General features: G+C 32.7%; 3 protein-coding genes. 2 read left to right on the forward strand and 1 reads right to left on the reverse strand.

The window, feature by feature from the left end; all coding sequences use genetic code 11:
* The first annotated feature begins 110 nt into the window (after positions 1-110).
* Together BLT46_RS12920 and BLT46_RS12925 are read left to right on the forward strand one after the other, a co-directional pair.
* Complete coding sequence (locus tag BLT46_RS12920) at positions 111-461, forward strand: DUF5712 family protein (RefSeq protein ID WP_245722994.1); 351 nt, start codon at positions 111-113, stop codon at positions 459-461.
* Between the two features lie 12 nt (positions 462-473).
* Positions 474-2,090, forward strand: coding sequence for a type IV secretory system conjugative DNA transfer family protein (locus tag BLT46_RS12925; RefSeq protein WP_090410525.1), 1,617 nt, complete (start codon positions 474-476; stop codon positions 2,088-2,090).
* Positions 2,091-2,396: 306 nt separating this feature from the next.
* Here BLT46_RS12925 and abc-f read toward each other — a convergent pair whose 3' ends face one another.
* Positions 2,397-3,992 (reverse strand): ribosomal protection-like ABC-F family protein, encoded by a 1,596-nt coding sequence (gene abc-f / locus BLT46_RS12930; protein WP_090410526.1) that lies wholly within the window; start codon positions 3,990-3,992, stop codon positions 2,397-2,399.
* Positions 3,993-4,429 lie beyond the last annotated feature (437 nt).

The raw sequence follows: 4,429 nt of genomic DNA on the forward strand, positions 1-4,429 counted from the left end.
AAGGACAAACACTTGATTTTAAACAGAAAAAAAGCAGCCTAAAACATTACACTTTAAAAAATTAAAAATACTCTAGGTTTATAGGGGTCAAAACACAAAAGAATAAAACAATAGGTTTTAACAGAGATGCTTTTTTTCAAAATGCTGAAAAAACTTTTGATGATTTTTTTAATTATAATCGAGATTATTCTAAATCGTATGAAGCGATGAAGAAAAATGCTAATACAAAAGGATTCCGAGAAAATAATAAAAATGGAATTGTAAAAAATGTGAAAAAAGAATTGAGTAGGTATGTAGGAATACCTATTTCAAATCCATCACATATATTGAAAATGCAGCTGTCACAAAATTTAGGAATGAATATTCCTACGCATTTGAGTATACCAACTAATCCAGCACAGTTAACACTCAAAGTCGCCAAAACTGTAGCTAAAACTATTGAAAAAGGTTACGGAATGTAAATTACTATTGCTATGAATTTATTTGCTGAATTAACTACCGAAAACAAATTAATCGTTTTAATAATGATCTCAGTTTCATTACTTGGCTTTATTTTGCTTTTTCGTAAAGTAATGATAAATCGGATTATTGGAATCTTAATTACCATTGGAATTATAAGTCTATACTTTTATTTTTTTAAAGGAAATAATCTGTTTATCGCTTTATTATTAACTCCTCCGTTTATAATTGGCTTATTGGTTTCATTTTTTAAATCAAAACCGAAAGAACCAAATCCTAAAGAAGTTCATTTCCCTACAAATAGAAAAAATATTTTTATTCCCAATGTAAATACAGGTGTGTTTATCGTGGCAGGTGCAGGGTCTGGAAAAACAGAAAGTCCTATCTATTATTTAATGAAACATTTTGCTGAACATCAGTTTACAGGAGTAATCTATGATTATAAAAATGGAGAGCTTTCTGAAATTGCTTTCGGACTTTTTGGCGATCGTTTAAAACCAATTGCATTACATAATGTGAATTATTCTTATCGAATCAATCCGATGGCTCCAAATTACATCGAAAACGAAGTAGATATTGAAAATATTTCAAAATCTATTTTAGTGAATCTGAAAGGCAAGGATGAAAAGGAGGATTTCTTTTATTCAGCCGGTGCAGGGCTATTTGCGGCCATTATTTTGAAACTTCGCACGTATCACCCAGATATGTGTACTTTACCACATGCAGTTGCCTTTTTTTTAAGTTTAGAAGAGTTATTGAATGCACAGGGTGAAGATAATCCACAACCTTTCAAACCATTAGTAGATTGGTTAAAAACCGACCCAAGAGTTATGAGCCAAGCATCAGCCTTTTTGATGGGTATTCAATCTACTCGACAAACAGCTGCTGTACTAGCTTCATTAGCTTCTTTATTACGAAAGATTGTCAATCTTGAAGCTTTTTATATTTTATCAGGAAATGAAATTGATTTGAATGTTAACGATCCTGAAATTGATATAGTACTATCGGTTATAAATGAGCCAAAAAATGCTTCAGCTTTGACGCCACTTTTGGCGGCCATATTACAAACCACGACTTCTCAAATGATGCAAAGAAACAGAAAGCAAAGTTTTGTATTATTGGATGAAGCACCTACGGTCAAATTACTAAACATGGCGAAAATTCCTGCTACCATGCGAAGCTTTGGTGTAAGTACGGTTTATGCTATCCAAGATATTTCGCAAGGGTATGTACAGTATGGGCGTGATGATTTCCGTGAAATTACCTCCAATTTAGGAACGCAGATTTTGGGAAAATCAAATGATCCAGACACAGCCAAATTTAACGAACAGTACTTTGAGCTCGTAAAGGAGAAACAAGTTTCTAAAAATTTAAAAGGAGGATCGGATTTGTTTGGTTCTACTAATTCTCGAACCATTTCCCAAAGAGAAGTATCAAAAGTCCGGGCGTATGAATTCACGCAATTTAAAGTAGGGCAATTTGCCTTTATTAGCGGAGGAAAATCACAAGTGATACAATTCAGAAAAGCAGAGATAAATAAACCTCAATTAAACCGAGTAAGAACAGTTTCTAAAGAGGATTTAGAATTGCATTTTCAAAAGATATTTGATGATGTGAGGACGTTGTTTTAAAATAAAAAAGAAAAGATCTAACTAGTTGTTTCTTTTACCCACAAAAAAAGCCCTGCAAAACAGCAGAGCACGCTTTTACAATTAATAATTTTCCATTTTTAAACTGTACTTTTTTGGGGAGTTTACAACAGAATTACATTTACAACTTAACCCATCTCTTTGCGAACCGCCGAGTACGTGACCCGTACGCTCGGTGGTGTTTGAAATAAGTGTTTATTTTTTATAGGTATTTCAAGATATCGCTTCGCTAAGTTGAGAGGCGCACTCCGTCAGTTTCTGGCGGAGCCGTCTACTCGATTATCGGCTTTACTTCATTAATTCAATAGTTCGTTCAATATTTATTTCTTGTAAGAACGTTTTATCGTGGGAAATTACAATTAAAGTTCCTTCATATTCATTGATTGCATTGGTTAAAATTTCGATGTTTTGAAGGTCTAAATTATTGGTAGGTTCATCTAAGATAATAATGTCGGGAGATTGATTAGCAATGTTTAAACAACACAACATTAACCGCATTCTTTCTCCGCCACTCAATGTATGACAAGGCTTATCCCAATCATCTTTTGAAAATAAAAAACGGTCTAATCTGATTTTTACTTCGTGTTCCTGAAGGCCGGTTTGATTAAATTCTTGAGCTTGTTCATAAATCTGTAAATGATTATTGATTAAAGAATAATCTTGGTCAATATAAACAGAATGACTTTCAGCAATAAATATTTTTCCTTCCGTTGGTTTAAGTTTTCCGAGTATTATTTGGATAAGTGTGGTTTTTCCTGTTCCATTTTTTCCGTTGATAGCAATTCGTTCACCGCTGACAATTTGAATGTTTAGAGGTTTCTCCCATAATAAACCTCCTGTTCTATATGCGAAATTGATATTTTCTGCTATAAACAGATTTTTACCTTTATGAAGATTGGAAGAATCAAATTCAAATTTCATTTGTTCTATATCAGAAACGGAAAGCCTCAAATCTTGAAGTTCTTCTTTTATACCATTAATTTTATCTGAATGAACTCCGGCAATTTTTGCTGAGCTTCTTTCAGCATTATTCTTCCAAGCATCTGATACTATCTTGGGAAGTCCAGCTTTTCCTAAATTCTTTTTTGCTCGAACATCTAATTTTTGTTGTCGTTCAATTGTTTTTCGCTCCTTTTCTTTCGCCTTTCTAAGTGCTTTTTCTTTGCTCTGAATATCTTGACTTAAGGCGTTTTGTTCAATTTCTTTTTGCTCTTTATAAAATTCATAGTTTCCGCCATAAACTTTAATTTCATTTCTGTTGAGCTCACAAATAGGATTTAATAACTGAAGTAACTCTCGGTCGTGGCTAACGATTATAAAAGTTGCTCTTGAGGTTTGAATAAAATCGTATAGTAAGTCTCTACTGGATTTGTCAAGATGATTACTGGGTTCATCTAATAAAACAAATGATGGTTGATGAATAAATATACCTGCGAGAAAGACTTTTGTTTTTTGTCCTCCACTTAATTCGCTTAATTTTTGAGATAGTGATAAATCAGAAATATCCCAATAGCTTAGGGCTTCTTGACATTTTTCTTCTATCGTCCAATCGTCATTTAAAAGGCTATAATTCTTTTCATCTACACTTCCGTTTAAAATTTCGTGTAAAGCATTGAGTTTGGTTTCAACTTGTAAGGCTTGGGCAATTGTCAAATCATTAAACTGACCGAAAATTTGAGGAATATAATAGGGTTTGGTTTCGGAGGAAATTTGTCCGTCATCAGGTTCTAATTCCTTGGCTATAAGTTTGAGTAAAGTAGATTTTCCAACACCATTATTGCCAATTAATGCAATTTTATCGGAATGGTTTACTGTCATACTTAAATTAGTAAACAGCGTATTTTTATTGGGATGTGAATAGGATAAATTTTGAATCGTAAGCATAATTAATTTCTTTTTGAGTTTAACAAAAGTGGGAGCCCAATTTTTTGAGCTGATTGTTAGATTGTCTAAGAAATTAATTTTTACATTTTCTGCTTACTTTTTATTTATGTTGCAAATATAATATTTTTTCTGAACTACTTTATTTCGTATTGCCGATAACGTTTTGGGTATTGCCGAAGGCGGGGAATTCGAAGCTGAAAGTTTCGATTTTGCACCGAGGCGAGCCAAAACGAATTTTTATGAGTTAAATTTAAAAATAAAAAACGAATAAAATTCGTTTTTGGCGGAGATAGTAGCACAAATTTTGAATTTAGCACTTTAGCCCCGCTTTTGGCAATACCTTGTTGAACTAAACCTTCGGTAGCTTTTCCGTTAGAAGTCATATATTTAGGATATTAAAAAAATAAAATTATGGTAACTAAAAAAAATCTCCGGAG

Source organism: Myroides phaeus (assembly GCF_900099675.1).
Classification (GTDB): Bacteria; Bacteroidota; Bacteroidia; order Flavobacteriales; family Flavobacteriaceae; genus Flavobacterium; species Flavobacterium phaeum.